Origin of the sequence: Anaerovibrio lipolyticus DSM 3074 (assembly GCF_900141865.1) — a bacterium.
Classification (GTDB): domain Bacteria; phylum Bacillota; class Negativicutes; order Selenomonadales; family Selenomonadaceae; genus Anaerovibrio; species Anaerovibrio lipolyticus.
In genome coordinates, this window is record NZ_FQYW01000005.1 from 98,140 (window position 1) to 125,049 (window position 26,910).

22 protein-coding genes and 1 pseudogene are annotated in these 26,910 nt (G+C 43.4%); 1 reads left to right on the top strand and 22 read right to left on the bottom strand.

All coding sequences use genetic code 11. The features are described 5' to 3' along the window. Positions 1-7: 7 nt before the first annotated feature. The 9 genes from B6K08_RS02670 to B6K08_RS02710 form a co-directional block, all read right to left on the bottom strand. The gene (locus B6K08_RS02670; RefSeq protein WP_080325296.1) at positions 8-655 is read right to left on the bottom strand and encodes an HAD family hydrolase; all 648 of its coding nucleotides are present in this window, start codon (positions 653-655) and stop codon (positions 8-10) included. A gap of 249 nt (positions 656-904) precedes the next feature. Beyond that, positions 905-2,110 carry an NrfD/PsrC family molybdoenzyme membrane anchor subunit gene (nrfD, locus tag B6K08_RS02675; protein WP_039205937.1) on the bottom strand — a complete coding sequence of 402 codons (1,206 nt, stop codon included), beginning with the start codon at positions 2,108-2,110 and terminating at the stop codon, positions 905-907. A 2-nt stretch (positions 2,111-2,112) separates the two neighbouring features. Next, on the bottom strand, positions 2,113-2,898 hold the full coding sequence (locus tag B6K08_RS02680; RefSeq protein WP_080325297.1) for a 4Fe-4S dicluster domain-containing protein: 786 nt from the start codon (positions 2,896-2,898) through the stop codon (positions 2,113-2,115). 15 nt (positions 2,899-2,913) lie between these two features. Next, entirely contained in the window at positions 2,914-4,404 is a 1,491-nt protein-coding gene (locus B6K08_RS02685) for a [FeFe] hydrogenase, group A (RefSeq protein WP_080325298.1), read from the bottom strand. A gap of 197 nt (positions 4,405-4,601) precedes the next feature. After that, complete coding sequence (hydF, locus tag B6K08_RS02690; RefSeq protein WP_080325299.1) at positions 4,602-5,822, bottom strand: [FeFe] hydrogenase H-cluster maturation GTPase HydF; 1,221 nt, start codon at positions 5,820-5,822, stop codon at positions 4,602-4,604. Between the two features lies 1 nt (position 5,823). Continuing rightward, positions 5,824-7,242: a [FeFe] hydrogenase H-cluster radical SAM maturase HydG gene (gene hydG, locus B6K08_RS02695; RefSeq protein ID WP_080325351.1), complete on the bottom strand. Its 1,419-nt coding sequence runs from the start codon at positions 7,240-7,242 to the stop codon at positions 5,824-5,826. A gap of 5 nt (positions 7,243-7,247) precedes the next feature. Then, on the bottom strand, positions 7,248-8,270 hold the full coding sequence (gene hydE, locus B6K08_RS02700) for a [FeFe] hydrogenase H-cluster radical SAM maturase HydE (protein ID WP_080325300.1): 1,023 nt from the start codon (positions 8,268-8,270) through the stop codon (positions 7,248-7,250). A gap of 309 nt (positions 8,271-8,579) precedes the next feature. Then, entirely contained in the window at positions 8,580-9,020 is a 441-nt protein-coding gene (locus B6K08_RS02705; RefSeq protein ID WP_159446670.1) for a hypothetical protein, read from the bottom strand. A 153-nt stretch (positions 9,021-9,173) separates the two neighbouring features. Further along, positions 9,174-10,280 (bottom strand): hypothetical protein, encoded by a 1,107-nt coding sequence (locus tag B6K08_RS02710; RefSeq protein ID WP_080325302.1) that lies wholly within the window; start codon positions 10,278-10,280, stop codon positions 9,174-9,176. Positions 10,281-10,481: 201 nt separating this feature from the next. Between B6K08_RS02710 and B6K08_RS02715 the strand changes: the two genes are divergently transcribed. Then, entirely contained in the window at positions 10,482-10,715 is a 234-nt protein-coding gene (locus tag B6K08_RS02715; protein ID WP_192828008.1) for a helix-turn-helix domain-containing protein, read from the top strand. A 95-nt stretch (positions 10,716-10,810) separates the two neighbouring features. Here B6K08_RS02715 and B6K08_RS02720 read toward each other — a convergent pair whose 3' ends face one another. The 13 genes and pseudogenes from B6K08_RS02720 to B6K08_RS02780 all read right to left on the bottom strand — a co-directional run bounded on the left by B6K08_RS02720 (position 10,811) and on the right by B6K08_RS02780 (position 26,895). After that, the gene (locus B6K08_RS02720; RefSeq protein ID WP_080325303.1) at positions 10,811-12,118 is read right to left on the bottom strand and encodes a purple acid phosphatase family protein; all 1,308 of its coding nucleotides are present in this window, start codon (positions 12,116-12,118) and stop codon (positions 10,811-10,813) included. A 158-nt stretch (positions 12,119-12,276) separates the two neighbouring features. Beyond that, positions 12,277-13,590, bottom strand: coding sequence for a (Fe-S)-binding protein (locus B6K08_RS02725; protein WP_027396336.1), 1,314 nt, complete (start codon positions 13,588-13,590; stop codon positions 12,277-12,279). 1 nt (position 13,591) lies between these two features. After that, positions 13,592-14,977, bottom strand: a complete 1,386-nt coding sequence (locus B6K08_RS02730; RefSeq protein WP_080325304.1) for an FAD-binding oxidoreductase — start codon at positions 14,975-14,977, stop codon at positions 13,592-13,594. A gap of 221 nt (positions 14,978-15,198) precedes the next feature. Then, on the bottom strand, positions 15,199-15,696 hold the full coding sequence (locus B6K08_RS02735) for a nitroreductase family protein (RefSeq protein WP_080325305.1): 498 nt from the start codon (positions 15,694-15,696) through the stop codon (positions 15,199-15,201). Positions 15,697-15,768: 72 nt separating this feature from the next. Next, positions 15,769-17,109, bottom strand: coding sequence for a pyrimidine-nucleoside phosphorylase (locus tag B6K08_RS02740; RefSeq protein WP_200810379.1), 1,341 nt, complete (start codon positions 17,107-17,109; stop codon positions 15,769-15,771). Between the two features lie 530 nt (positions 17,110-17,639). Beyond that, positions 17,640-17,816 (bottom strand): annotated as a pseudogene (locus tag B6K08_RS14295) (DapH/DapD/GlmU-related protein); the annotation flags it as partial. 494 nt (positions 17,817-18,310) lie between these two features. After that, positions 18,311-21,457 (bottom strand): isoleucine--tRNA ligase, encoded by a 3,147-nt coding sequence (gene ileS / locus B6K08_RS02750; RefSeq protein WP_080325307.1) that lies wholly within the window; start codon positions 21,455-21,457, stop codon positions 18,311-18,313. 399 nt (positions 21,458-21,856) lie between these two features. Further along, positions 21,857-22,207, bottom strand: coding sequence for a hypothetical protein (locus B6K08_RS02755; protein WP_143254816.1), 351 nt, complete (start codon positions 22,205-22,207; stop codon positions 21,857-21,859). Between the two features lie 256 nt (positions 22,208-22,463). Continuing rightward, positions 22,464-23,048 carry a 3'-5' exonuclease gene (locus tag B6K08_RS02760; protein ID WP_080325308.1) on the bottom strand — a complete coding sequence of 195 codons (585 nt, stop codon included), beginning with the start codon at positions 23,046-23,048 and terminating at the stop codon, positions 22,464-22,466. 67 nt (positions 23,049-23,115) lie between these two features. Further along, on the bottom strand, positions 23,116-23,868 hold the full coding sequence (locus B6K08_RS02765; RefSeq protein ID WP_080325309.1) for an exodeoxyribonuclease III: 753 nt from the start codon (positions 23,866-23,868) through the stop codon (positions 23,116-23,118). Positions 23,869-23,882: 14 nt separating this feature from the next. After that, complete coding sequence (locus B6K08_RS02770; RefSeq protein ID WP_200810377.1) at positions 23,883-24,728, bottom strand: undecaprenyl-diphosphate phosphatase; 846 nt, start codon at positions 24,726-24,728, stop codon at positions 23,883-23,885. Positions 24,729-24,878: 150 nt separating this feature from the next. Next, positions 24,879-25,742, bottom strand: coding sequence for a TPM domain-containing protein (locus B6K08_RS02775; RefSeq protein ID WP_080325310.1), 864 nt, complete (start codon positions 25,740-25,742; stop codon positions 24,879-24,881). A 16-nt stretch (positions 25,743-25,758) separates the two neighbouring features. Then, positions 25,759-26,895 (bottom strand): TFIIB-type zinc ribbon-containing protein, encoded by a 1,137-nt coding sequence (locus B6K08_RS02780; RefSeq protein WP_080325311.1) that lies wholly within the window; start codon positions 26,893-26,895, stop codon positions 25,759-25,761. Positions 26,896-26,910: the final 15 nt, after the last annotated feature.

Here is a 26,910-nt window from a genome sequence, read left to right on the forward strand (position 1 = left end):
GCTTGTATTACACAACTATATCATCGTGGCTTTTTACTATCCTGTCTGCTCCAGATAAGTCCTGTGCTCCTGAATTAGGATTGTAGTAGCCAATACAATGCATTCCCGCCGCTCTGGCTGCAGTAACCCCTGCAAAGGCATCCTCAATAACAGTGCAGTTCTCTGGTTTTACCCCCAGCTTTTCTGCCACCGTAAGGAAAATCAACGGATCTGGTTTGCTCCGTGGCAATTCATCACCACTGACCAACACGCTAAAATATTCCTTCAGCCCAAACCGGCCCAGCACCAGCTCTATCATTTCCATGGTAGATGAGGAGCCGAGGCCAATAATATAGCCTGCCGCCTTTATGCGCTCCAAAAGCTCCCTAACACCAGGCATAGTCTTTACAGAATCATCCTCCACAAGCATTTTCTTATATAACACATGCTTGCGCCGGGCCAGCTCCTGCCATGAAACAGGACACTGGGGATTTTCCTTCACCATAGTACCATAAAAATCCCTGCTGCTGCGTCCCACAAAGGTGGCCAGCCGCTCATCGGAAATAGTTATACCGCATTCAGCCAGCACCTGCTTTTTGGCCTTGGCATGAATGGGCTCACTATCGTAGATAACCCCGTCCATATCAAAAATAAATGCTTTTTGCTCTTTATCCATTACAGTCAATCTGCTCCTAATGTTGATTACCTTAAAAGTATAACATATCCGCCATTCACTTAAAATATTATAGCAAGACTCTTTCCTTAATTTTTTTCATTCATTAGACTTGAGGTTCCACTTTGGCACCTCAAGTGACAAATCAACTGAACACGCTCCCATACTTGACACACTTAAAAGAGCTGCGCCAAAATCTCATCAATTTTGGCACAGCCCTAAAAGTCACATTATGAAATTACGCTACATCCATCAACGTCTCTTGGTACGAAGCAGAGCCCAAATAAGGTTCTTAATATCCTTATCCTTGTCAATTTTAACCTGAACAGCCCGTTCATTACCAATAATATTGAAGTTCTCAACCAAGAAGCAATAAATCAGAACACCCAAGGAAATAAGGCCAACACTTACGATAATTTCGCCAATACCTGGGAAGTAAGAGCCGGACTCATACATGGAGGTAAATACACAATTAAGGCGGTTAAGAATTACACCAAATACCGTAAGAGTAGCATAAGTGAGAAGGCCGCCCCGTTTCTTGCTGAGAGGACTGACAATTATCACCAGAGGAATCAGTATACCAAACAGCATTTCCACGCAATACATATTGCTCTGAAGAGTACCCTGGAATACATAATTCCATTCATGCTTTTCAAAGAGATCGTAGAGCTTCAGCAGGAGATACACAAACATCATGCCAGCACCTACACGGGTCAGCTTTAACATAATATTATGTGGAATCTCATGGCCATAAGCTGTCTTTGCCAATGTGGTTTCTATAGTAACCATGGCAGAACCGATAAAGAAGGAAGATAAGAGGAAGTAAAGTGGCAGGAATTCACTCCACCACAGTGGGAACATCCTCTCCTTCATAATCAGGAACAGGCCACCCAAGGAGGACTGATGCATTACTGGGAATATAAGACCGATTACTACAAGAACCGGCAAAATCTTCACGATATAACGATGCAGCTTCTTTCTGAGTATTCGCTCAGTAATAATCTCAAAGAACTCAATACTCAAAACAGTGGTATAAATGGAAATACACCAAAATACTTCAAAGAGTACCGATGTATAGCCCCAGGACACAAAAGGCCGCCAAAAGTTAAACCACTGACCGATATCCAGGAACAGACCAGCCATAACCAGGATGTAGCCAAGCAATGATGTAAGCAGGGCGCCGCGAGCCACAACGTGGAATTCCTTGTACTGGAATATACTTACCAGCAGGGCTGTGGAGTAGCCACCACCAGCAAGGGCAACGCCGCACATTACATCAAAGGCAATCCACATGCCCCATGGAGTCTCATCTGTCAGGTTGGTTACATACTGGAAACCTGTCAGAAGCCTAAGGACAACTGTGGCCACCATTAAGGCTACTAATCCTGTTAGTACAAATCGGACTGGAGTTATAGTGAAATCCCAGCCCAAAATTCTAAAACATTTATATACCTTCATGCTCAGCCCTCCTTATCCTGATCGTCATCATCATGGGACTTTCTGTTCTTATCCACACGATAATTGTAGAATGCGATTCCTGACAGGAACAATGCCCAGCAAGCGGCAAGGCCAGGAACCTTGGAGAGATAGCTCTTGGTATAGCTGGTAACAGGTACATTGGAGACATCCTTGAAGCCCAATTCCTCAAACGGAACATCTGATATATAGAGCCACTCGGCGCCACCAACCTCATGCTCACCATATACATGGTTAATATAACGACTATCAGAATTGATAATCTCATGGGCCTTTTTAAGCAGCTCATCCCTATCCCCTGACATAAGGGCACCAGTGGTGCAAGCAGATACACAGGCAGGAGCATCCCCCTTGCTTACCCGCTCCGAACACATCTGGCATTTTGATACCTGTGGGAACTGCTCGTTCCATTGGTACTTAGGAATAGAATATGGACAAGCCACCAGACAATAACGACAACCTACGCACAAATCCGGATAATAAACAACAGCTCCTGTTTTTTCATCCTTCTGAATCGCCTTGGAGAAACAAGCTGATGCACAGGCAGGCTCCTTACAATGGAGGCACTGCTTCTTAACGAATCTCAGCTTATCATTTTTTTCACCGTGGAACTCCTGAATAACAGTCCAACGATTGTCATCCAGCTCCACATTGTCATCATCCTTTACATTTCTTGGCTTTGCCTTGAAATTCAAATTGTTATATCGCTTGCAGGCAACAGTACAGCCTTCACAACCAATACATTTGGTAATATCTACTAATACAGCCATCTATCTCACCCCTCCTCAATCAAACAACCGGTCGTGCCGATTGACAAAGGTTGTATGCAAGTATTTCTCTGCCTTTTCGCTGAGAGGCTTGCCGAAGAAGTCCTTATAGATGGACTGAATTTCTGCATTATCATGGCTACAACGCTTTGTGGCCCCAGTGTCTTCCTTGTAGATGGCCTCAATGCGTTTTTTCTTGGCTTCCACTGCATCCATGGATTTTGGCTGACCACCGCCACCAATGCAACCGCCTGGGCAAGCCATGAACTCAATAAACTGCCACTTGCTGCTGCCCGCGGTCTTGATGCCATCAAGGAGCTGACGAGCATTTTCCAGTCCATGACATACTGCAATATTAACGGTGCCTACCCCCGGAATGCCGGCAACGGCTTCCTTCACAGATTGCATACCACGAACAGGCTTCCAATCCAGCAAATCAGCTGGTGGATTAGAACCAGTTGCCAAATAATAAGCTGTACGAACTGCGGCCTCAGTAACACCACCGGTGGCACCGAAAATACGGCCTGCACCAGTTGATTCACCGAGAACAGAATCATATTCCGCCTCAGCTACAGTATTTAAATCAATTCCCTTATGCTTCAACAATACTGCCAGCTCTCTGGTAGTGAGAACATAATCCATATCCTGCTGGCCATCAACCTCCAGCTCCTCACGGCCCACCTCAAACTTCTTGGCAGTACATGGCATTATTGAAACATTTACAATATTTGAAGGATCAATGCCCATCTTCTCCGCATAGAAGGACTTAATGGTGGCCCCCAGCATATTTTGCGGTGACTTACAGGTGGACAGATTGTGCATTAATTCAGGATAGAAATACTCACAGTATTTTACCCATCCAGGACAACAGGAGGTAAGATGCGGTATCTCATCCTTTTTCTTGGTGAGACGATGCACAAATTCAGAAGCCTCCTCCATAATGGTCAAATCTGCAGCAAAACAGGTATCAAATACTGAATCGAAGCCTGCTGCCTTTAAGGCGCCTGCCATCTTCTTGCCCACACTGGTTCCCTGTGGCATACCGAATTCTTCACCCAAGGAAACCTTTGTGGCTGGAGCAGTCTGAACTACTACGTGCTTGGTATCATCATCAAGAGCGTCCAGTACCTTGCGCACATGGCTCTTTTCCGTAATTGCACCGGATGGACACTGCATAACGCACTGACCACAGCCGACGCAGGCAATCTCTTGCTTAAGTGGCAATGGATAGTTTCCATATACACCCATCACATTTTTGCAGGCATCTACGCACTGACCACATAAAATGCATTTTTCGTCATCACGCTCAATGGACGGATTGGTTGCACTGATGGCCACGCGCCCCTTTAAATTTACAGGGAAATTACCTTTTCCCTCATACTGACTGGACACCCAACCATCGCCCCCGGATGGCTTTCCCTTACAGCCGGAAGCCATTACCCCAAATCCCAGGACGCCTGAGCCGGCCACAACCTTTAAAAATTTGCGCCGCGACATCTTGTTACTCATACAAATACTCCCCTAACGTCTACTCCACAAAAACACGTACACAATTGACGCAAAATTCGCACAATTATATCTATTTATTATTCTACCACTTAACGATAAATAAAAAAATATTTAGTTTTTATGGAATTATTAAATTTAACTATACACAATAAAGGAACTAACCCAAAATGTTCCTTATATGTTGAAAGTGTTTTACCTTACATAACAATTTTGTCCAATATTCCCGTCAAATGGGCAATAGCTACACCATAATTAGTCATAGGCACATTCATATCTTTGGCCCGTTGAATTCTGGATAGTATATAACGACGATTAAACATACACCCCCCGCACTGAATAACCAAATCATATTTTGTAAGGTCATCCGGAAAATCCGTACCACTGACCACGTCCACCTGCAAGCCTTCCCCAAAGCGTTTGCGAAGGAGACGTGGTATCTTCACCCTGCCTATATCCTCAGTAAGAGGTGCATGGGTACAGCACTCAGCAATCAGGACTCGGGATTTTTCATTAAGGCTGTCAATAAATCGAGCCCCCTCAACATAATATTTTAAATCCCCTTTATAAGCTGCAAAGAGCACGGAAAAAGAGGTCAGTCTGCTGTTCTTTGGCTTATGCTCATAAACGTATTTAAAGGCCTGGGAATCAGTAATAATTAGCTGAGGTGCCTCCTTTAATCGGGACAATGTGACTTCCAGCTTATCTGTTGTAGTGGAAACCACAGTACATTTTCTGTCAAGAAGCTCTCTTATAGTCTGAACCTGAGGAAGAATTAAGCGTCGTTTAGGAGCCTGAATATCCTGAGGCATTACTAACAGCACAAGATCATCTTCCCTTACCAGACTACCTGTAATAAATTCTTCATCATAATCCTCTGGCATCAATTTGGACAAGGCCCCTATGATGTTGCTTCGATTATCGGCCCCACCAGCTCCACTACAATCAGCCACCAGAAGTGCATTGCTGTCACCATGAAGCCTTTCGGATATTGTATCCTTTAACTTGTCTTCCCCCAAAATCTTCCCAAAGGAATTAACAAGACATAGGACAGGCACTTTTTCCTTTTGGAAGGTTTCCAGCAGCTTGTATTCTTCCCCGAACCCCCCGTGAAAGTTAGCCGCAAAAACCAGAATTGCCACGTCCGTCTTTTCCATGGCCAGCTTGGTCTTCTCCAAACGCTGTGCTCCTAAAGAGGAATTATCCTCTATACCCGGAGTGTCGATGATAACACAGGCTCCCAAAGGGCTTATTTCCATGGCCTTATAGACCGGATCTGTGGTAGTACCTGCCACCTCAGACACAATAGATGTTTTTTGCCCCGTCAGAAGATTTATCAAAGAAGATTTACCGCTATTTGTTCTACCAAAGATTCCTATGTGAAGTCTATTGGCATTTGGTGTTGAATTTAACTCTGCCATATTAAAACCTAAAGTCCCTCTTACCTTCACTTATTTCGGCTAAATGCTGGGCTGCAATCTGACGAACCTTTTCATTTGGAATTTTCTTCAGCTCCGACTCAATCATTGCCAGTCCCTTTTTCTTGGTGTCCTCACTGGCATAATCCTCCAAATACTCCTTTAAGGTCATAAGGGCATTTGGATGACAGCAATTCAATATCTGCTTGCTCTTGCAGAGGGACATAAAACGGTCACCAGTACGTCCTTCCCGGTAACATGCAGTGCAGAAGCTAGGCACATAGCCAAGGGTAATAAGCCAGTTCAACACCTCATCCAGAGTGCGTCGGTCACTTACATCAAACTGAGCAGAGTTATCATCCTCCGGCTCCTCCTCTACATAACCGCCAACACTGGTACGGGATCCACCACTTATCTGGGAAATCCCCAGCTCCAATGCTTTTTCACGGACAGTCTTGCCTTCACGGGTGGAAATAATCATTCCCGTATAAGGTACGGCCACACGAATGAGGGCAATAATCTTCTCAAAGATTTCATCACTGATACCGTTATCAAAGGCTTCCGGATCAATGTCATCTGCCTTCTTAACCCTTGGTACACTAATGGTATGCGGCCCAACACCATGAACTGCCTCCAAATGCTCTGCGTGCATCAAAAGTCCCGCAAATTCATAACGATATCCCTCAAGCCCAAAGAGGACACCTAAGCCCACATCATCAATTCCGCCCTCCTGGGCTCTGTCCATGGCCTCAGTATGATATGCGTAATCATGCTTTGGTCCCGTTGGATGAAGCTCCTCATAAGACTTTTTGTTATAAGTCTCCTGAAAAAGTATATATGTGCCAATTCCCGCATCATGGAGCTTTTTGTAATTCTCCACAGTGGTTGCCGCAATATTAACATTAACACGGCGTATAGCACCATTTTTGTGCTTGATATTGTAAATGGTATTAATAGACTCCAGTACATATTCAATAGGATTATTTACAGGATCCTCACCAAGCTCAATGGCCAGGCGCTTATGTCCCATGTCCTGCAAAGCCATTACCTCACGACGTATTTCATCCTGAGTCAGCTTCTTGCGGCTGATATGTTTATTCTTTGCGTGGTATGGACAATAAAGACAGCCATTTACACAATAATTGGACAAATATAAGGGAGCAAATAAAACTATACGGTTACCGTAATAATCCTCCTTAATCTGTCTTGCCAAATCATAGATCTCCTGGAGCTTTTCCTCATTGTCACAGGCCAAAAGCACCGATGCCTCACGATGGCTGAGGCCCTTCCCCAATTTTGCCTTGGCAATAATGGCATCAAGAACCTCCATATTATCTTTGTTTTCGTCAGCATACCTTAGAGTTGCCTGAATTTCCTCATCGGAAATAAACTCCTCAGCCTTCATAGATTTCATATCATACATTTGAATCACCTATAATCTCCCCGGTCACACACAACACTGCAACCGATTTTATCTACCCTTTTTTTTAGACACTCTATACACTCTGCCGCTTCTTCCCCGGTGCAGATTTTCTTGTCATACAGAGCGTATTTCTCTCTTACCCGCTTTGGAGAAAGATTTGGCATTACTACATTGGCTCCCGCCATAAGTCCCTTCTCCCGTCCCACAGGGTCAATGGTGCCCAAAGCTGTAGTTGCCGGCAATAAAACCCGTGGCAGCAATAGCCTTATAACAGCCAACAAGGTTACTGTCATATCCACCGTTCCCGTCTTCTCCGCAGCAAATGGGGTATCATGCTGGGGAATAAAGGGACCTATACCCACCATGTGAGGATTTAGTTCACTTAGAAACTGCAAATCATCATATAGTGTTTGTGTCGTCTGGCCTGGGGACCCCACCATAAATCCTGCTCCCACCTGATAGCCTATGTCCTTAAGATTATTTAGACATTCCTTGCGGTTAGCCAAGGATAATTCAGATGGATGAAGCCTTTGGTAATGGGTATCATTGGCAGTTTCATGGCGAAGAAGGTATCTGTCTGCCCCAGCCTCAAAGAAAGCCTTATAGCTCTCTCGCTTTTTTTCTCCTATAGAAAGGGTGACAGCACAATCCGGAAAGCTGCCCTTTATGGATGATACTATGCGGCAAATTTTCTCATCCGTAAAAAATCCATCCTCGCCTCCCTGTAGTACAAAAGTACGAAAGCCCAGGCCATATCCTTCTGTGCAGCACTCCATTATTTCCCCTTCTGAAAGACGGTACCTGTCAACATTCTGGTTATCACGACGAATACCACAATAATAACAGTTATTCCGGCAATAATTTGTAAATTCAATCAATCCCCGAATAAACACCTCATTGCCATAATGCTCCCGCCGTACTGCCAGAGCCCGCTCTTTAAGGTAAGCAGCCTCATTTCCATCAAGGAGATATTGAAGCTGTTTCAAAGTAATATTCTTTTTTGCCTCAACTTCATCTACAACAGAAATAAAACCACCCCAATATTTTAGACAGTTACACGTATATTATGTTATAACTTTTAGCTTATTTTATCAATATAAAGACTTTTATTATTTGTCTGACGTTTTCGCCAATATGGTGATTTTGAAGTAAATTGAAGTTTGTTTGAAGTTGCATTGAAGTAGTTATTGAAGTTATCTTGAAGTTGTATTGAAGTAACTAAAAAGAGAAGCCCGTCGACTCCTCTTTTTTAATATTAAAGACTTCAATATATGATACACAGAAACATCTTTGTCATTCTAGCATTAAGTTTAATACCATTGTTTTCATTAAGAAATTTATTCCCATACTTCAGATATTTCTTCTGCCTGATATGTATTTCGTCTGTCACAATACACCTTTATAGCTGTCCGATATTTTTCTTCACCAATAGACTCAGGGAATACAACTGCATAATCTGTTTCCAACGGATTGTCCGTCAAGGTCTCACTTACTTCTGTATCTCCCACTGCATCGTACTTTGCCACGGCCAACAAACAGCCTTTAGCCGTTCCACGGGCCAAGTTTCCCTTGTAGGCCCATTTTTCTATAGAATAAGTACCATCTTCATGTTCTATACGCCACCAAGAAACCAAGGCTTTACCTGACTGGGGGAATTTTACTATACTGGTACGAAAATTATCTATGCTATATACATCACCTTTATAGGTAAACACCTTACCCCATATAGATGCCTCACCCATATTAATACTAATATTTTCTACTAAAAACAGTATCATAACCGAAATAGCAATTCTGCATAATATTAATATCTGCCGCCTGATCATCACAATCACTCCCCCGCATTTTTAAATTTACAAGTCTAAAACATTATGAGGCTTTCACAAAAATGCAAAGCCTCATAAACAAATCATTTTATATATCACCCACTATTATTCTCTTGTATAAATTGGGTCTTTTTCGTTATGCACATACCCTGCTGGTAAATCTGCATCAATTTGATAGTCCACCATATGATCACCGCAGAAGGTCTTGTCATTACAGTGCTTTACGCAATGACGGTAATTTTTTCCAAACACCTTTTCCATACGAATTTCGTCTTGCCGCCTTGCACAATATGGATTATCGCAAACGGAATACTTGCCAATAGGCATGTGATCAAAGCTTTCTATCATAGAATCCACAATAGCACGACGCATTGCGCGACGCCAACTTGGACCTGATCCTAAATAACCTAATATAGGAAGCGAAAGACCTACTCCTCCAGAATATCCTCGTGAACGATATTCTCCCCGATCAATATATCGCCCCGTGGATACATCAATAGCCCGCACTGACAATCTAAAATCAGTCTGACGGCTTTTACCAAAAAGCTTTGTCTTCACATCAGATCTCAACGCTTTAAAATTAAACATGAGCAAATAGTCATATCCTGCCATCCCTTCTTCCTCTAGTTCCCTGACAAATTGTACATAATCGTCCTTAGGAAGAGTAGAAAGATGACCTGAAAAATCATACGAGTTACCATGTATACCTGAATTGTCACCATACGAATCACTAATATTTTCTGGTCCATTACTAGACCTATTATCCGTATGTGATGTATGTTTTATATGGTATAACTCTTCAAGTTTCTCAAACTCCTTGGATAACACATCATGGGCCTCTGTCAAAATAAATGTATCTCCTGTATTTCTACGTCCTTGATGAAAATGACCACCGACATTTTCAATCCTTTGTACTGGGTAACGAGTTCCTGGAAATTTGGTATGAAGCACACGACGTATGTAACCCATTGTCTCATTATCCAATAGAGCCTGATCATCACCAGTTACAATATAGCCAACCCTAACACCATATTGTGGCTCATACTGGAAATCATAATTTGTTGATTTATTTTCCATCTCCCTATGGTAAGCCACATCGTCCCGATCAATGTTTACTATAGTTGCAGCGTCAGCCACACCGGGTAAGCCAAATATCATGCCCGAACACAAAAGAAAAGATGCTATCCCTGCTGAAATATGATGTTTAAACATATCCCATTTCCTCCTATCCAAATAAAAAGGCTTCTATACCGACTACGGTCTTTATTCCACGCCCTTTACAAGTAAAACGGATATTATAATTTATATGGGTATATATCTACCCATATAAATATTACCATAATATCTCACCCATTACAAACTACCGATGAAAAGAATAAAATATATAGTAGTTTTGTTTTTATGGTGATAGGCATGAAAGAAATAAATTTTGGAGAAATCCGCATTAAGCTGGAGGATATACGAAAAGCGCAAAATATTAGTATAAATAAGCTGGCCTTTAGGGCTGAATTGCAGCGTTCTCAAGTACGGAGTTACTGCAACAATACAGTTCAAAGGCTGGATACTGCTGTATTGGCCAGACTGTGCTATGCGTTAGATTGTAAAATTACCGACTTAATTGAATACATACCACCTAATAATGAATAAAACAGCCAGCCGAATGGTATATGCCCAGATTCGGCTGGCTGCTTTAATTCACGCAATTGTATTCAATTTTCTATATAGCTTGATAATATGATTCCCTATTTCGTTACCTCAACCTCATCAATCTTCGTTCCATCAGGCAGAAAACAGCGAATAGCTATTACATTTCCCTCTACATCCATGGTCATATAATTATCTGTTTCCGGCTGTGGTGCCACCACCTCATCCAAAGCATGATCAGTCCACAGACGATCATATCGTACATTACCGGATAAGCCACACAAAATATACAGTGGACCATTAGGGTCGTGCTTTCCCTGTATAATATGTCCACGATTTCTATAGGTATGGAGATGCCCTGTTAATACAATATCTACATTATATTTTTCAAAAATAGGCATGAATAACTGCCCTTCCTCCGAAAAGCCCTCCTTGCGTTCTGGCATTCTGGCAATACGATATTGAAGGACATCCTTATGCATCAGGACGATTTTCCACGGCTTGGTTGTACGCTGCAAATCCTTCTCCAACCAATCCGCCTGCTCCTCCATTAATCCTGACTTAAAATTCTTAATCTCCTTTTCTACTGTTCCTAATACAGCAAAATGGACCTGACCATAATCGAAGGAATAGTAGTAGCGATTGAAGTCTTTACTGTTATTCTCAGGAACATTGAAAAAGTGCAAATAGGCCATAGGAAGCTGTTCCTTCCAATCACGGTTATAGCATTCATGGTTGCCCACGACAGGTGCAAATGGAATTTGGTCAATAATGCCATCAAGTGCACCGAACCAGGCTCGCCATTGACTGCTATCCTCTCCATTATCCACTAAATCACCCAAATTAGTGAAAATTTCCGCTTCAGGATGACGTTTAATGGCATTTTGAGCCACATTTCTCCAATCACTGTACTCACTGGACTGGGAGTCCGTGAAAATCAGCATGGAAAACTTACTTTTATTGTCTGTGGCAGTCTGTACTGGAAACCATTTACTGGCCTTACTGCCGTCTTCCACAGCAAATTCATATTTAGTATCTGGTTCTAATCTATCCAGCAGGGCGGAATATTGAATGTGATTTTCTCCATCATCAAAAAAGGAATCATCCTGAGCAGGAATGACCATTTCCCGTTTAGTATCATTTTGCAGACGCAGACGGATTTGAGGATTGCTCATATATTCCGAAGCCTGCCACATTATTCTGCGACTCCTTGTATTATCGGATGTCACCATCTGACGAAGGTATTGAAACTGTTTATCCTGTAAAAGCTCCCGGGCCTGATTTTCTATATCGCGGCCAAGGGAGGTTTTTCTCAAAGTAAAAATACCTCCACCAGCAGCCAATACACCAATTCCGGCCATGATTTTTATAAAATTCCGGCGTGAAATTTTGTTCTTTTCTGTCATTTTTCATCAATCCTATTTTGCATTACAATTTCTATCGTTTTCCTATTTTAACAGTTAGAGTAAGATATAAGTCAAGTCTTTTGATAAATTTTTTGCATTTAAAAAGCCAGCTGGAATTCTGGGTACATATCCCTCCAACTGGCTTTATATGATTTATTTTACTTTTGTTTACCCAGCTTATAGGACTCTGCCAAAAGCTGTATTGGATGATAAACTACCTGTGGCATTTTGTTCTGAACGATACCATCTGTTATATGCATACGACAGCTTGGGCAGCTGGCACATACATAGTCTGCATTGGTAGCCTTGATATTTTCACACTTCCTGTCATTAATCTGACGGGACAGCTCATAATGAGCCAAGCTGAAGGAACCACCAGAACCGCAGCAACGGTCATGCTCCTTCATTTCTACGAAGTTAAGGCCAGGAATGGACTTCAGAATCTCTCTAGGCTGCTCCGTAACATGAATACCACGAACCATATGACAAGGATCATGCATGGTTACGGTCTTGTTAATGGCACCTAAATTATCTGTCTTATAGCCAGTCTCCACCAGGAACTGGCTGATTTCCCGAACCTTATCGGCTATATTCTGAGCTCGTGCCGCCCAATCTGGCTCATCCTCCAACCATTTTGGATAGTCAAGCAATGCTTCCACACAGGAACCGCAGGCACCTACGATGTAGTCGCATTCATAACGTTCAAACACTTCAATATTGTGCTTGGCCATTTCGTTAGCCAGCTCAAAGGCGCCGGATACATGAACAGGGGTTCCACAGCAATGCTGAGCTCCCGGCAGTATAACCTCATGACCATTTTCCTTTAACACTTCAATAACTGCTTTACCCATATCAGTGTACATAAAGTTGATGGTACAGCCAGTGAAGAAAGCAACCTTATATCTAGGATTATCCACCTTGATTACTGGTGGGTACTCTGCCCTCAATGGCGTAGAAGCCAATGGTGCCGTTGCCCTGTTAGGATCCATACCAGGCATAGGCAGTCTGGAAAGAACTGCGTTTTTATCTGGAATATCCTTAAAGGTAAGCCAGCCAAACATACCACCCATGCGCAATACTGTATTAAACAACGGACGATTGGACAATAAGCTGAATACAGTCTTTTTTATTGGATTAAGGCCACGTGCCTTAATGGTTGCGTGACGACCACGAAGAATAAGCTCATCTGCCTTTACACCGCAAGGACAGTTGGCAGCACAGGTCTTACAGGTAAGACATTGAGCCATCATAGAGTCAAACTCCTTGGTAATTTCCAGCTTGCCACTAAGGATGGCCTGCATCAGGGAAATCTTGCCTCTGGCAACGGAGAATTCCTTGCGGGTTTCCCGATAAATTGGGCACCCGGCCTGACAGTTACCGCATTTCATGCAGTTGGCCAACGCATCGTCTATATCCTTCAGCAATGTGGCATCATGCTTATTAATTTCCTCTGCTGTGATTTCATTAGCCATATTAACACTCTCCTATCAGCTTGCCAGGGTTCAAAATCAGATTAGGATCAAGAGCCCGCTTGATAGCCTTCATGGCATTCATACCTTCCTTGCCGTGCTGGAGTTCCATCCAAGGGAGCTTACCAAGGCCAATGCCATGCTCTCCTGAAAGGGTACCGCCCAATTCCACAGCACCACGGAAGATAACGTCCATAGCCTTATGAACCCGCTCCATTTCCTCCTTATCACGAAGGTCACACACAATAGTAGGATGCATATTGCCGTCTCCAGCATGACCAAAGGTACCAATAGTTACATTGTAATCCTTGGCAGCCTTGGTAACAATCTTAAGGAACTGGGTCAACTTGCTTCTAGGAACTGTGGCATCCTCAACGAAGGTAGTAGGACGGAGCTTAGCCAGGCAAGGGAGTGCCATGCGGCGTGCAGTCCAAAGCTGTTCCTTGTGTTCAGGAGACTTTGCCAGGGTAACCTCAGCAGCATTGTTTTTCTTCAATACCTCAAGGACCTTTTCCTTTTCGTCAGCCACGATAACTGGATGACCGTCAACCTCCAGAAGCAAAATAGCAGCCGCATCCGTTGGCAAGCCTACATGCATAAAGTCCTCAACTGTACGGATGGAGGAATTGTCAAGAATTTCCATTGTTGCAGGAATAATCTTGGCAGCAATGATATCAGATACCGCATTACCGGCATCCTCCAAAGTATTAAATACAGCTATCATACTGGCCTGAGCCTCAGGCTTTGGAACCAGCTTAAGATATGCCTTGGTAACAATACCCAGAGTACCCTCAGAGCCTGTAAAGAGCTTAGTCATATCATAACCAGAAACATCCTTTACATTCTTGCCGCCTGTATGAATAATGTCACCATTGGCCAAAACTACTTCCAGCCCCTGAACATAATTCTTGGTAATACCATATTTCAGGCCACGGAGGCCACCGGAATTTTCACAGATAGTACCACCAAGGCTGGCAGTCTTTACAGTACCAGGGTCAGGTGGATAAATAAGGCCATGTGGTGCCACATAATCATTAATATCCTGAACCACAACGCCAACCTCGACCTCAGCAATAAGGTTCTCCAAATCCAGATCAAGAATTTTGTTAAAACGAAGCATCAGCAGCACGATACCGCCCTTAAGAGGTGCCGTACCAGCTGAAAGATTAGTGCCGGAGCCTCTAGGATAAACCGGAATTTTGTGCTCGTTGGCAAACTTCATAATAGCGGATACTTCTTGTACATTGCCAGGAGAAACCACCACATCAGGCATATAAATATGACCTGGTGTCGCATCATAAGAATATGCGTACAGGGCTTCCTTGGAATGAAGAACATTTTCTTCCCCGACAATTTTCTTCATCTCGGCAATCAATTGATCTTTTTCCATACTTACTCTCCTTTATAATAAATCAAAATAACACCGATAATGTCCTATTATGAATTTGTTCGACAAATCTGAATATATTCCTTCTTTTGAAAATAAAAAAATAAAATATTTTATGGCAATAAAATATTAGGTTTTATGAACGCAAAAAGGATTCCTACCACAAACGACATTATGGTAGAAACCCTTTTATTTTTTGTATTACGTCTGACAATTAATTATCATTATTTAATATAATGAACCCGTGACTCGTCATATCGGTCCTGCTGAGGATTTTTCTTGGCAGGATAACCAAATGGCACAACGGTAAATACATCCAGATTTTCTGATAAATTCAAAGCTCTGGAAACCCTTTCCATTCTGTCAGCAAAAGGAGCTATTCCCAGCATAACGCCGCCCAGGCCCTGTTCCTCAATCTCCAGCAAAATATTTTCAGTAGACAGTGACAAATCCACCTGCACCAAATCCGGCACTGGTAAATTCTCCTTGCGCCCACACACCACTATTGCCACAGGGGCACCTTCCACCATACCGGTGTAAGGACTGGCCTTAGAAAGCTCCTGCAAAACCGACTTATCTGTTACCACATAAAACTCCCAAGGCTGCTGATTCATGGCGGAAGGAGCCGCCATAGCCGCCCGCAAAATCTTTTCAATTTTACTAGCCTCTACTGGCTTTTCCTCATAGCTGCGCACACTGGTACGGGAAAAAATTGCATCCATAATTTGCCTCACCTTTCTTACTCTTACTTTAATTACTTCGGCATTTTTAGTTTTCCTTTTGAAATATGGTGCCTAGAGTTTTTTTACCCCATTTTTGTCCACCACGGCATACACCAGCTTGGACTGCCCCGGTGTCTGCTGACTGTAGGTCAGAGCTTCAAGATACCGCTTCACTGCCGGTGACAGCAGCTCCTCCCTGGAGGTATGGAATACAGCCAACACATCTCCGACATGTACCTTATCCCCGGTTTTTTTGCATATTGTGATACCAGCGGTTGGATCAATAACACTTTCCATGGTCTCTCGCCCTGCACCAAGCATAGTTGATGCTATACCAATAGCCTCAGTATCCATACTAGCTATATATCCATCTCTATCAGCCTTGACTTCGTAGCACACAGCCGCCTTGGTAAACCCATCAAGATCATCAAATACAGAAACATCACCGCCCTGAGCCTGCACCATTTCCTTAAATTTATTCATGGCCTGGCCATTCTTTATGACCTCTTTTACCATGGCAAGGCACTCAGAGTGACGCCCCTTGCCAGCCATCATCAAAAGGGTGGCGGATAATTCCTCGCACTCCTTGGTCAGGTCCTCCGGCCCCTTACCATTCAGTACATCGACGACCTCCTTTACCTCCAAGGCATTACCAATATTTTGCCCCAGCGGCATATTCATATTGGTGACATAGGCCATGGTTCTTTTCCCGTTGTGCTCGCCAATGGTCACCATTTTTTCTGCCAAGGTAACCGCATCCGCCACATTTTTCATAAAAGCTCCACTGCCACACTTTACGTCAAGCAAAATGCAATCCGCCCCGGCAGCCAGCTTTTTGCTCATGATTGAAGATGCTATAAGGGGAATGCTAGGCACACTACCCGTTACATCCCGCAGAGCGTAAAGCTTTTTATCAGCCGGAGCCAAATTGCCGCTTTGGCCGATGACACTGGCCCCTATTTCATTCACCTGATTAAAAAATTCATCCTTGTCCAGCACAGTACGGTATCCCGGTATGGATTCCAGCTTATCCACTGTACCTCCGGTATGTCCTAATCCCCGGCCACTCATCTTGGCAATTTTTACATCACAAGAGGCCACAATAGGGGCCACCGCCATGGTGGTTTTGTCACCAACACCACCGGTAGAGTGCTTATCTACCTTGACGCCTTTAATAGGTGACAAATCTATCATTTCTCCGGAATGGGCCATTGCCATGGTAAAATCGGCCAGCTCCCGGTCCTCCATTCCCTGGAAATAAATAGCCATCAACAGGGCCGAGGTCTGATAATCGGGAATAGAACCATCCACGCAGCCATCAATAAAATACTGTATTTCTCCCTTGCTTAGGCTGGCTCCATCACGTTTTTTGCCGATAATATCCACCATTCGAAACTGTTTTTCCTCTGGCATATAATCTGTTCCTCCCCAATCAGCTCCCTTATTCTCTTTATGAAGGCCAGTACTGGCAATGCATACTGACGATACTGAAACCATATAAATAACTAACAGGCAAATCATCAGCTGGCGCATATCACCATTCTCCCTTCTATGAATAATCAAAATTCATCTAAGAATGACCATTCAGCCTCCAAGGTCATATCACCGTCTGTTACCTCATAACCAATGGCAATCATCTTGCCAGGATCACGGGGATCCTTAATCACCGGTTCAATTATGTCACCCAGCCGTCTGGTAAACATACCCCGGCTGATATTTAATTCAGTGCCATCAGCCAGCTTCCAGCCCACCTCGCCATTTTCAAAGGTATGCTTCTCCGCTCCCTCAGGCGCCAAAAATCTGATTTCTGCCAGACTATCCCGTTCACCATAAGGAATCATGCTGAAATACCCGGTTTCCCCCCCCTGAAAATTATAGCTGCCCATATAGCTGTTTTTTATGGACGGAGACGCCATATCAGGGAATTTTTCAATATCCAACTCCTTTACTACACGGGCTGGATTTCCTACTACCACACTATAATCCGGTACATCCCGGGTAACCACTGAACCAGCTCCCACAATAGCATACTTGCCAACCGTCACGCCTGGTAATATGGTAGCACCGGCTCCAATCCATGCTCTCTGCTTTATACGAACTGGCTTACAGGTCAAAAGCATCCGCTCATAAGGATCGTGATTATTTGAAAGTACAGAAACATTGCCTGCAATCTGCACATTATCCTCAATAGTTATGCCCCCACGGGCCATGGCCAGAAAATTGCTGTTAATATATACATTCTTTCCAATAACAATATTATGAGCACAAACCGCCGACAGAGGTGCAACTATATAACTGCCTTCACCAAACCGCTCACCAAAAATATCCTTGATAGCCGTCATGTATTCCTCGGTCCGAGGCATGGTATGATTCAGCTTAAATAGCTTTTTTTCCAGTTCAATTGCTTCATTTCTATCTTCATCACTAATTTTGCGTAAATCCACGACGATTTCTTTCATGATAATATCCCCAAACTCTCTTTTTAATTAAAATACTATGTAAATTTTACACCAAGATACAAAAAAATGTAAACCTCAAAGAAAAAACAAAGTCCCTGCTATCAGAAAATACAATCCAATAACAGGGACCTGAATTAATGCTTTAATTAATTAAATTATTTCACACCCAAAGTGATATTCTCACCATTGATATTCCATTCCTTGATGAAGCCATCGGTGGTGCCATAGGTGATACCATCACAGAGAACAATGCTCTTTACCATGTCCTCGTTGCGGGACAGGATATCGGTGAGCTTGTCGTTCCCAGCCGCAAACACTTTAATGCGATCAGTAACCTCAAAGCCATTCTCCTTACGCATGGTCTGGAGCTTGGAGATAATCTCGCGAACAAAGCCCTCCTCAACGAGCTCAGGAGTCAAGGTAGTTTCAAGGGCAATAGTAACCTTGCCATAGCGCTGGGTTGCAAAGCCTTCAGTCTGGGACATGGTAATATCAATATCCTCAGGAATTAGCTCTACCTCACCGCTCTTTAAGGACAGCTTCAGCTTGCCGGTCTTATCCAGCTCTTCCTTGGCAGCTGCACCATCCAAAGTTGCCAGAGCAGCCTTAACCTCGCCAATCTGCTTGCCTACCTTAGGGCCAAGTACCTTGAACTGTGGCTTCAGGGTATAGGAGAGATATTCCTCCATATCATCCTTGAACTCAACATGCTTCACATTCAGCTCACCAGCCACGATTTCCTTAAAGAAATCATCCAGCTGGCTATCAGCCTTAACAAAGATATTGCCAATAGGCTGACGATTCTTGATATTGGAAGCATTACGGGCAGCACGGCCAAGAACTACAACCTCCAGTACCAGCTCCATGTTCTTCTCCAGCTCAGCATCAATAAACGCCTCATTTGCCACTGGGAAGTCGGTAAGATGTACGGAAATAGGAGCTTTGTCGTCAACACTGCAAACCAAATTGCGGTAAATGCTCTCAGTAATAAATGGAACCATTGGAGCAGACAGCTTAATAACAGTAACCAATGCAGTGTACAGAGTCATATAAGCATTAATTTTATCCTGGTTCATTTCCTTGCCCCAGAAACGCTCACGACTGCGACGTACATACCAGTTGGACAGCTCATCCACAAATTCCTGCAGAGCCTTGGCAGTCTCTGTAACCTTATAATTAGCCAGATTGTTGTCTACGGTCTTGATAAGGGTATTGAGACGGGACAGAACCCACTTGTCCATTACGGACAGCTTGTCATAATCCAGCTCATGCTTGGTAGCATCAAAATTATCAATATTGGCATAAAGCACATAGAATGCATAGGTGTTCCACAGGGTACCCATGAACTTGCGCTGCCCCTCCTGCACTGCATCATCGTGGAAACGGTTTGGCAACCAAGGAGCACTGTTTTCGTAAAAGTACCAACGAATAGCATCAGCACCATGCTTATTAAGGGCATCCATAGGATCAACGGCATTGCCCTTGGACTTACTCATCTTCTTGCCGTCCTTGTCCTGAACGTGACCCAGAACGATTACGTTCTTATAAGATGAATTATCAAAGAGCAATGTGGAAATTGCCAGCAGAGAATAGAACCAGCCACGGGTCTGGTCTACTGCCTCAGAAATGAAGTCAGCTGGATAGCGTTCCTCAAAAAGTTCCTTGTTTTCAAATGGATAATGCCACTGGGCAAATGGCATAGAACCAGAATCGAACCAGCAGTCAATTACCTCTGGCACACGATGCATTTCCTTGCCGCAATCCGGACACTTAATAGTAACATCATCAATATATGGACGATGGAGCTCGATATCATCTGGGCAATTATCAGACATGGACTTCAGCTCCTCAATGGAACCGATGGAATGCTGACAGCCACAGGAGCACTCCCAAATATTCAGCGGAGTTCCCCAATAACGGTTACGGCTAATACCCCAATCCTGAAGGTGCTCCAGCCACTCACCAAAACGACCGGTACCGATAGTATCAGGCATCCAGTTAATAGTCTTATTGTTGGCGATGAGCTTTTCCTTCACGTCCGTCATCTTAATGAACCAGGATTCACGGGCATAGTAGATAAGTGGAGTATCGCAACGCCAGCAATGTGGATAGCTATGCTCGAACTTAGGAGCCTTAAAGAGGGCACCAGAAGCCTTCAAATCATCCAGAATTAATGGGTCTGCATCCTTAACGAATACGCCAGGCCACTTGGTATCTGCGGTCATACCACCCTTGGAATCAACGAACTGAACGAAGTCCATATCATACTTGCGGCAAACCCGGGCATCATCCTCACCAAAGGCTGGTGCAGTATGAACGATACCAGTACCATCAGAAGTGGTTACATAATCATCACACATTACATAGAAGCACTGCTTCTTGATCTTGCCCTCTGCAAAGTTGTAAAGAGGTTCATATTCTTTGCGCTCCAGGGTTTTGCCCTTGAAACGCTCAACGATTTCTACCTTGGCAGCTTCCTCTGGATTATCCTTGGACTTAACACCGGAGAATACGCTTTCTACCAAAGCCTCAGCCAAAATCAGGTACTCACCGTTGCACTTTACCTTTACATAATCCACATCTGCATTTACTACCAAGCCCAGGTTGGAAGGCAAGGTCCAAGGAGTGGTGGTCCAAGCCAGGAAAGAGGTATTTTCCTCACCCTTCACCTTAAAGCGAACAATGGCAGAACGCTCCTTGATATCCTTATAGCCCTGAGCTACCTCGTGAGAAGAAAGAGGGGTACCACAGCGAGGGCAATATGGAACTACCTTATGTCCCTTATAGAGAAGGCCCTTCTTCCAAATTTCATTAAGTGCCCACCAAACAGACTCAATGTAGTTATTTTCGTAAGTAATATACGGATCGTCCATATCTGCCCAGAAGCCAACGACATCGGAGAATTCTTCCCACATCCCCTTGTACTTCCATACAGACTCACGACATTCCTTGATAAATGGCTCAATGCCGTATTTTTCAATCTGCTCCTTACCGTCCAGGCCCAGCTTTTTCTCTACCTCCAGTTCTACTGGGAGGCCATGGGTATCCCAACCAGCCTTACGAAGAATCTTTTTGCCCTTCATTGACTGATAACGTGGCAGCATATCCTTGATTACACGGGTCAATACGTGACCGATATGAGGCTTGCCGTTGGCAGTTGGCGGACCATCATAGAATGTAAAGGTATCGCAGCCCTCACGGATATCAATACACTTCTTGGCAATGTCATTTTCCTTCCAAAACTTCAGAATTTCTCTTTCGCGCTGAACGAAATTCAGGTTTGTGTCAACCTTGTTGTACAAAATGATTACCTCCTGTTTTTGCTGTACTGGCAGCCATCATAATATAAAACTCCCGCCCAAAATAGGACGGGAGCTACAATGTAAAATAAAAGACTTCACCCCAAAACAGGATGAAGCCTAGCTTCACTATACCACCTATTTCGTATACCAGCATATACTATCTCTGTAACGGGAGATCCCGGCTCAGCCTACTCTGCAACAAGCATATCACATTTTGACCTGCTACTCCGAAGTGATTTTCATCTGTCGCTACTACTACAGGGCTTTCACCGCTTCCCTGCTCGCTAAGAGGTTCACCAACAGATTACTTTCTTCATCATTGTCTTTCATTTCTTAAACTGTTTGAAATTGTACCATATATTGTATTTTTCTGCAATAAAAATGTATGATTATCTATCCTCAGATGGCAAACTTCTTTACTACAGCAGGCTCCTCATTCAGTGAAAACAGCTCAGAGGAAGGATCAACAACATTAAGCTGTCTGTCCGCATTATCTCCACAAATCTTCTGTAAAATAAAATCAAACTGTCTTGCCACATCCATAAATGAAGCAATCTCCTGATCGCTGTCGTCCCAATTAATGTCATCGAAGAAAATAGTGATTGTCTTATCAGTTTCCTTGTATTCAGTCAAACGGGCCAACATATTTCTTACATTGGTAATAACCTTCTTTGGGTTAATTCCGTTCAAATAATCCTCAATGGAAAAAGTTATGGCTACATCACTGGTCTTGCTCATTTCTTGCTTCATACCCTTTCTTAAATATATGTAATGCCGTCTTTCTAGTAATAAAATGATTACTTATTCAGATGGAGTTTTAAACTCCACCTGAATTTAGTTGAATTTTACCCAGGGCTTTTATGGGTGCTTAACCCCTACCTTAAAGGAAGGAGTCTTACGCCCGTTAGCATCGGATAAATATACACATTAATATACTAAAAACACGGAGATATACTATCATAGATATACTAATTTGTAAATATTATCAATTAGTTAATTAGTACTATTAAAAGGAGAATAACGGCATACATCCCTTATTCATAATAAGCCCCAGCTGTTCATACACCTGCTGATTCATGCGGCAGTCATTTAAAGCCCTGTGGGCACCCTCGGTGGAAATACCATAATATTCTGCCAACAGGGTAAGGCTGTGCCGCTTTAGCTGAGGCAAATATTTTCTGGCCAATCTTAGAGTATCCACATAATTATTTCCAGGTATACCGCCGTAAAACTTTTCACTATCACGATAGATAAATTTTAAATCAAAGCTATGAATATTGTGACCTACCAAGGTCATGCCTTCGGTGAAATCAATAAACTTCATCAGTACATCGTTGAACAAAGGCGCATCCGCCACCATGGCATCCGTAATACCATTTACCCTGGAAACCTCATAAGGAATACTCCTATGGGGATTAACCAGACTGGAAAATTCATTCTCCACCCGTCCCCCAATAACCTTCACCGCAGAAATCTCCACCACACTATCCTTATAACAGTTAATTCCCGTGGTTTCCAAATCGAATACTACATAGTCCGGCACGTATTCCAATAACTGCTTCCCCTTGTTTTTTCCTAACTCACCTAACATAAATCCTCTTTCTACAAAAAGTACATCCAACCTGCCAAATAATAAATGTGTTTATTTTTCGATTTTTTTATTTCAGCTCCAACCCTACTGGGCAATGGTCGCTGCCGAAGATTTCGTTATAAATGGTAGCGGACTCAATTTTATCATCCAAGCGATTAGAAATCAGGAAGTAGTCAATGCGCCATCCGGCATTATTAGCTCTGGCCTTTCTAAGATAAGACCACCAGGTGTATGCCCCGGTTACATCTGGATACACCTTTCTAAAGGTATCAGTAAAACCAGCCTGCAAAAGCTCCGTAAATTTCTGGCGCTCATCGTCAGTAAAGCCGGCGTTCTTATGATTTGTCTTTGGATTTTTTAAGTCGATTTCCTTATGGGCAACATTAAGATCACCGCAGATAATAACCGGTTTCTTCTTATCCAGACCGCAAACATAATCCTTAAAGGCTTCTTCCCAGGTCATACGATAAGCCAGACGGGCCAGCTCCTTTTGGGAATTTGGGGTGTACACCGTCACCAGATAGTAGTCCTCAAACTCCATAGTGATGACACGGCCCTCATGGTCATGCTCCTCAATACCAATACCATAGGTTACATCTACAGGCTCCACCCTTGTGAAAATAGCAGTGCCGGAATATCCCTTCTTTTCCGCGCTGTTCCAGAACTGCTTGTAACCTGGCAAATCAAGGATAGCCTGTCCCTCCTGCATCTTGGTTTCCTGAAGGCAGAAAACATCCGCATCCATATCCCTGAAGGATTCCATGAATCCCTTTGTCAGACAGGCCCGAAGGCCATTAACATTCCATGATACAAAACGCATATTCTATCCCCCTATTATCCCTGAGTTGGGTCACCAACCATCAGGAGATACGCAATTACAATAATGCCCAGAACTATACGGTAGTAGCCAAATGGCTTGAAATCATTATTTTTAATATATCTGAGCAGGAACTTAATGGAAATAACAGATACAACGAAGGCAGTAGCCATACCGATCACCAGAATAAGCATTTCCGCACCAGAGAAATGTATACCAAACTTAACGATTTTCAAAAGGCTGGCACCAAACATAACCGGTATTGCCAAAAAGAAGGTAAACTCAGCTGCCACATAGCGGGAAGCACCGAAAAGGATACCGCCCAAAATCGTAGAGCCGGAACGGGAGGTGCCCGGAACCAAAGAAAGTACCTGGAAAAGGCCGATGATAAAAGCTGTCTTATAGCTCAGCTTGTTCAAATCAGTAACTGCCGGAGTGCGGTTCTTGTTATAATTCTCCACCACAATAAACATAATACCGTAGAAAATCAGGGTAAAGGCCACCACTGGAGCCGTCATGAAGTGCTCCTCCATGTACTTGTTGAACATAAGGCCAATAATCGCCGCCGGGAGGCAGGCAAATATTACCTTGTACCACAGCTGATAGGTTTCCTTCTTTTCAATGCTGGATTTGTGACTGGAAAATGGGTTCAGCCTATCAAAATTCAACACCACAACTGCCAGAATAGCTCCCAGCTGAATAACTACGAGGAACATATCCATAAATGATTTGGAAACATCCAGCTTGATAAACTCGTCCACCAAAATCATGTGGCCGGTGCTGCTGATAGGAAGCCACTCCGTAAGGCCCTCCACTATACCTAATATGACAGTCTTAACAAGTTCCATAAAGCTTAAATCCATATTTTATCTCTCTCCTAATCAAATTCAATCTAACTGCCATATTATACCCCTAATTATTATTTTTTTCCACAAGAAAAATATACAAAAAAACAAGCGGGACACGAGGCCGCATCCCGCAAAATTTGTTATTTATCTCTATAGCAGACTATACTAATAGCTGCCACTGCCACCGCCATTGCTGCTACTGCTTCCTCCGGAGCTGGAGCTGCTGTCATCACTCTTGGACCGTTTGGTTACAGTTCTGGTGGTATGCAGGAATGTATCAGACTGCTCAGTTATGTTGACTGAATTTCTGTCCAGATATTCATCCGCTTCACCAACAAAGCTAACGTTACTCATTTTACCACGCAAATATTCTTCAAAGAGATAACCTATCCCCACAGACAGTAACAGGGCTATTACAAATCCCCCTATGCTAAAAGCATTCGCTGGATCCCATGGCTCTCCCTCCTTCTCATAGTAGTTCAACAGCTCATCTACCTTGTCAGCATAATCATTGAAGGCACCTACATAATTATTATCCTTCAGATTATCCATAAAGCTGTCCCGAATTGCCGGATAACCGTTTTCATCAGTAATACGTTGACGCATATTGTTATCCGTGGTAACAGCCCATTTTCTCACGCTTGGACACACCACCATCATAATACAGCCATTATTGTGGGCCTCATCACGATAATACTTGTTCAATGTATCATCGGCAAAGGCCTTGATATCCTTGCCCTTTAAATCTGTCACCGTCATTACCACAACACGAACATTGTGCTTCTGTTCAATGCGGTTTAGCTTATCCAGCAACTTATCAGCTTCCTGATCGCTAATTATAAGATCTGCCATATCATATATGCTGAAGTCTGCAAGATTATTAGGCAAAGTCGCATTACTTTCCGGCTGTTTGGCCGTCTGGGTTACAGTATTTGTTACTTTTTTTACTTTAGTAGTCTCTGCCATAACTGGCATGGTAAAAGCCAACAGAAGCAACAGGGACATAAAAACTGTAAATATCCGTTTCATTTTTCTGCCCCCTGTCTCAATCTTCCATTATAAGCAGCCATAGCCACTTACAAATAAAATACATAATTGGCAGAACTATTACAGTGGCAGCAGCCCAATACATTTTGGCTTTGGTCTCATCCACCGGAAGCTCACCCACAAATTTTCCCGTCTGACCATTCATAATGAAGGTATATGGTTTGTCCTGATATTTAGTTGTCAAAATCCATACCGGAGCCATGGCATATTGCTGCTTCCCTGCAGTCTGCACCACATTCAGAGAATCCCTGCTGCAGGAATCATATCCTTCCACTGTACTCTGAAGTACCCCATCAGCTGACTGATATACCCGTTCCTCTGCATCAGGATAGGCCTTTTCAGCATCCACATCATATTTATCCGCCAAGAAGCCAGCCATATAGGTGGTGTTAAATGGTACCATCTGGGTATAATCAAATGGCTCTATACTTTCCATCCAGGCATCGTCCATCTTCTCACTGCCATCCACCGGCACATTGTAAAAGCTCATGGTGCCTGCACGGGTAACCCTGTAATGGTCTGTTTCCGTTACGTCATAATCTCCGTCTGTATAACAACGGGTTTTTGTAGCTGAAAACACTCCATGGGCCTCTATAGTCTCATCAAATAGCCAATAAGGCACATACATGCCCTGAATGGCTTCAATACGGGCGCTGTTGGCAAAATTGCTTGGAAGTAACCACTTTCCTTTATGATATTCTGCAAAAGCCCTTTTGGCATCTTCCTTGTTCTTCTGGAACGGTATCACCATGTCCGGGCGAAGCTGCTTTTCATAACGGCCCGGTACCATGGTAGTATTACCGCAATATACACATTCCGTGGCCATTGTATTGTTATCGCAGACTATTTCCGCCCCACAGGAGGAACAAGTCATAGCCTTTAAAATTGCAATTTCTTCTGCATCCCAGGCGCCACCTGCCGCCTCCATCTCAACCTGTTTTTTCTCTATTTTTTCATCCTTGGCTCTATTGGCCTGGGCAGCAGCAGCTTCCTGCTCTGCGTACAGCTTTTCCAGCTCCTCTACTGTATATTCCGCCTCGCAGTATTCGCATTTTATTTTGCTGCCACTGCCAGGAGTATACGCAAGAGGCGCACTACAGCTGGGACACTTATAGTTTACCGAGGTATCTGCCATATCCATCCCCCTCAA